The sequence below is a fragment of the Mycobacterium sp. 1482292.6 genome, from assembly GCF_001672995.1.
In the GTDB taxonomy this organism is placed as follows: domain Bacteria; phylum Actinomycetota; class Actinomycetes; order Mycobacteriales; family Mycobacteriaceae; genus Mycobacterium; species Mycobacterium europaeum_A.
In genome coordinates this window covers 1-4,045 of the sequence record NZ_LZKV01000155.1, presented here as the reverse complement: position 1 = coordinate 4,045, position 4,045 = coordinate 1, and the positions used below count along the sequence as shown (strand labels likewise).

4 protein-coding genes are annotated in these 4,045 nt (G+C 64.8%); all 4 read right to left on the bottom strand.

Going from position 1 to position 4,045, the window contains the following annotated elements:
* The coding region (locus A5624_RS15545) for a TylF/MycF/NovP-related O-methyltransferase (RefSeq protein ID WP_066867761.1) at positions 1-569 on the bottom strand (569 nt) is incomplete at its 3' end.
* Positions 570-666: 97 nt separating this feature from the next.
* Positions 667-1,953: a glycosyltransferase gene (locus tag A5624_RS15540; protein ID WP_066867758.1), complete on the bottom strand. Its 1,287-nt coding sequence runs from the start codon at positions 1,951-1,953 to the stop codon at positions 667-669.
* 406 nt (positions 1,954-2,359) lie between these two features.
* On the bottom strand, positions 2,360-3,637 hold the full coding sequence (locus tag A5624_RS15535) for a glycosyltransferase (protein WP_066867755.1): 1,278 nt from the start codon (positions 3,635-3,637) through the stop codon (positions 2,360-2,362).
* Between the two features lie 127 nt (positions 3,638-3,764).
* A partial coding sequence (locus A5624_RS15530; RefSeq protein WP_197518972.1) for a TylF/MycF/NovP-related O-methyltransferase occupies positions 3,765-4,045 on the bottom strand: 281 nt, incomplete at its 5' end.

The following is a 4,045-nucleotide window of genomic DNA, read 5'->3' as shown; positions in this document are numbered from 1 at the left end:
TGCAGGGTGTCCTTGAACCAACCCGGCAAAAACCGCACCTGATCATCGAGCAACCCATAGCGCTCGAAATTCGCTTTCACGTGCTCCTGCGGCACGCCCAGGATGCGCGCGTGGCGGTGCAGCCTAATCCCCTTGTCCGCCTTGTAATTGACGGTGTCCGGGGGCGGCACCCCTTCGAACGAATCGCACAGCCACACGGTGCGCTTCTCGTCGCCGTGGGCCGCCAGCACCGCGCGCATCAGGATTGAGGCACCACCGCGCCACACACCGCACTCGACCAGGTCGCCGGGAACGTCCTCTTCCAACACCGTCTCGACGCAGTTCTGCAGACTGGTCAGGCGCTGCATGCCGATCATCGTCAGGGCATCCGCCGGCCAGTCCAGGCCGAGATCACGAGCCTGTTTGTTGAACGGCCGCTTGCGCACCAGCATCAAGTTGCGGGTGTTGAACAGCGGACGACCCAGGCGATACAAGCCCACCGGAACCAGCTCGTCGCTGCCATACCTGGTGAGGTCGCGGCGGAGCAGGTCGAGGTATGCAAACCGCGTGTCGTGATCGGTCACGGCCAAAACTGCCCCTTACTCCGCATGCCAGTAGTACCGGTTGAGAGCCTAGACGTCCCTCGACGCCGTCAGCGCGTTTCGCAGTGTATCCGTCACCGGCGGCTCAGCGACTTCGCCCAGCTTGAGCGTCGGGGACGCAGCGCCCCGAGCGAGCGAATTCCTCCAGCAGATCGACGGCGCGACCCGCGCTCTCGGAGGGCTTGCTCATTCGGGTGGAGAGCTCGCGCGCACGCGTGAGGTACTCGGGCGCGAGGATTTTGCGCAGGTCGGCGACGAGGGTTTCGGGCGTAGAGCCCGAGAACCGCCGCGACGTGCCCACCTTCAGCTGCTTGACGTGCGACCCCCACATCGGCTGATCGCCCGCCGTCCAGAGGATCAGCGTGGGCACGCCGGCGCGCAGGCCGGCGGCCGTGGTGCCCGATCCGCCGTGGTGCACGACGGCCCGGCAGGCGGGGAAGACCTTCGTGTAGTTGACCACCCCGACGACTTTGACGTGATCCAGCTGCGGAACGTCGCTGAAGTCGCTCCAGCCCGAGCAGATCAACGCCCGCTCCCCCAACTCCGCGCAGGCAGCGCCGATCATTCGCACCGTATCGGCGGGGGTTTCGGCGACCGGCATGCTGCCGAAGCCGAAGCAGATGGGCGGGGTCCCCTGGGCGATCCACGACAAGACCTCGTCATCGGAGTCCGTCGGCAGCTCCATGGTCAGCGAACCCACGAACGGCCGCTGGCCGCCCCATTTCGCCCACTCGTCAGCCAGCCCGGGAAAGCACACATCGTCGTAGGCCTGGATTTCCAGCGAGCCGCGTTCGGCGATCCGCCGCGGCGAGGCGACCGTGGCCGTGGGCAGGCCGAGCTCACGGCGCTGCCGATCCTCCGCCTTCTTGTTCATCCGCCAGCACATCCAGTCGTACACCGACATTCCGGTGCGGCACAGGGGCCCGGGCACCTTCGGAAGCAGCTGGCCGTTGGGCCGCATGGGGATGTAGTGCAGCGTGGCCATTGGAATGCCGTAATAGTCGGCGACGTTGATGGCCAGATCCTGGTAGAGCTGGCCGCTGAACAGCAAATCGGCGCCGGCACCCACCGACATCAGCGCCGAGCTCATTTCCTGCCAGTTCCGCAGCACCGGTTCCCAGGCTTCGCGCATCAGGCTGATCGGCCCTTTGACGAAGTTCTTCCAGAAATCCCGAATGAACTCGTCGCTCCAAAAGTCATGCATGTCCGGCCCATAGCCGATCGCGGGAAGCCCGGCCGCTTCGGCCAGCTCGACGAGATTGGGCGGAACGGCCATCCGGACCGAATGGCCCCGTCGCATCAGTTCACGACCGATGGTGAGGCAAGGCTCGATATCGCCACGCGTTCCATAACTTGCCACAGCAAATTTCATCGCGATGGTTACCTTAATCAGTCTCCGACGGCACGGGCAACTTTGACTGCGGCGTTTCCGCTCGGTAATCCGCGGCTCGCCATTGGCCCGGCGATGCGGTCAGAGTCATGGTTGTAGTTGTTTCGCAACGGATTTGGCGGCCCGAGACCAGGCTCGATCGTGAAAGTGACACCGGTGCAGTCGAGTGCGACAAACCCAACCTCATCGGCCTTTCCCCCCGACCGTAGAAGTATGACGACTCTGGGTGGTATGGATGAACCCCAGGCGTCGTCGCCTGATCTTACGTAAGTCTGCCAGACTATCGACACCGTGTCTTGGGAAAGCGGGAAGTCGGTCCAGTGCGGCCCGCACCCGAATTTCCGTTAGCAAATTCCGCTTTTTCCCCAGCGCAATGCTGGTAAGCCCGTTAGCTGGAGCGGGTACGACTCCGCGAGCTGACGAAGTTCTCCACGACGTCGGCGGCTTTGACCACGCTGTCGGCCGGCTTGGTCATCCGGGTGGCGATCTCGCGGGCGCGCTGCGCGTAGTCCGAGGCCAGGATTTGACGCAGGTCCCCCACCAACGTCTCCCGGTTCGTCGCCGAAAAGCGGCGTGTGGTACCAACTTTCAGCCGTTTGAGTTGGGCTCCCCAGATCGTCTGATTGGCGTCCATCGACAGGATCAGCGTCGGAACTCCAGCACGCAGGCTCGCGGCGGTGGTGCCCGAACCGCCGTGGTGAACCACCGCGCGACAGACGGGAAATATCGTCGCGTAGTTCACCGGCCCCACGACCTTGACGTGATCGGGAAGGGGGACGCCGCTGAAGTCGCTGCGGCCGGCGGCAATCAACGCTCGCTCGCCGAGCTGCGCCGAGGCCGTGCTGATCATGTCGACGGTGTCGGCCGGGGATTCGACCGGCATGCTGCCGAAGCCGAAGCAGATGGGCGGGGATCCCGCGCGAATCCACGACATCACCTCGTCGTCGGCTTCGGTGGTCAGCTCCATGGTCAGCGTGCCGACAAAGGGCCGCAGGCCATCCCACTTCGCCCACTCGGCGGCCAGCCCGGGGAAGCACACCTCGTCGTAGGCCTGGATTTCCAGCGATTCGCGGTCGGCGATCCGCCGCGGTGAGGGTCCCGTCGCCTTGGGCAACCCCAGCTCTGCGCGCTGGGTGTCCTCCACCTTCTTGTTCAGCCGCCAACAGAACCAGTCGAACGCCGTCATGGCCGAGCGGGCCAACGGCGGCGGCAGGATGGCGACGACCTGGCCGTTGGGCCGCATGGGCACGTGATGCAGCGTGGCCAGCGGAAGGTCGTAGTACTCCGCGACGTTGGCGGCCGGCTCCTGGTAACTCTGCCCGGCGAACACCAGGTCGGCGCCGTCGGCCAGCGACATCAGCGTCGTGTTCATCTGCGCCCAGCACTGGTCGCTGAGATCCCACATCTCGCGCCACATGCCGCGCATCTCCCGGATCTTCCAGAAGCCGCGGAAAAACGCTGTCCAGAAGTCGCGGTACACGTCGAGCCAGGCCTGCGATTCCAGTCCGTACGGCACGGCCGTCAACCCGGCGGCCTCGGTGAAGCTGACCGAGTCGGGCGGGACGGCCATGACCATGTCATGCCCCCGGCGTTGCAGTTCGCGCGCGACAACCAGGGAAGGCTCGATATCACCGCGCGTTCCATAGCTGGCCAGCACACATTTCATCGCGAATCCACGCCCTTCGGTTGCGCCATCAATCGTGGTGAAGCACCGACATCACTGTAAATATCGACGAATCTCCACAGCACCGGTTTGCGCGACCACACCGGGACGAACTACGCGCGGGTGAGCCTCAAGGCTTGCGCCACAGCACGCCGGTGCCGTCGATCTCCTCGATCTCTGCGGTCACGCCATGTTCCGTACGGTAGTCCGTCACGGCCTGCCGGCACGCGCCGATGGCGTGGTAGTCGTCGATGATGCAGAAGCCGCCGGACGACAGCCGCGGGTAGAGCGCATCGAGCGCCTGAATCGTCGACTCATACAGATCGCCGTCCAACCGCAACACCGAAATGCGCTCGATCGGGGCGTCCTGCAGGGTGTCCTTGAACCAACCCGGCAAAAACCGCACCTGAT

Excerpts from the sequence above, each read along its gene's own strand:
- A5624_RS15535 (WP_066867755.1), bottom strand. The coding sequence starts at position 3,637 with ATGAAATGTGTGCTGGCCAGCTATGGAACGCGCGGTGATATCGAGCCT.
- A5624_RS15540 (WP_066867758.1), bottom strand. The coding sequence starts at position 1,953 with ATGAAATTTGCTGTGGCAAGTTATGGAACGCGTGGCGATATCGAGCCT.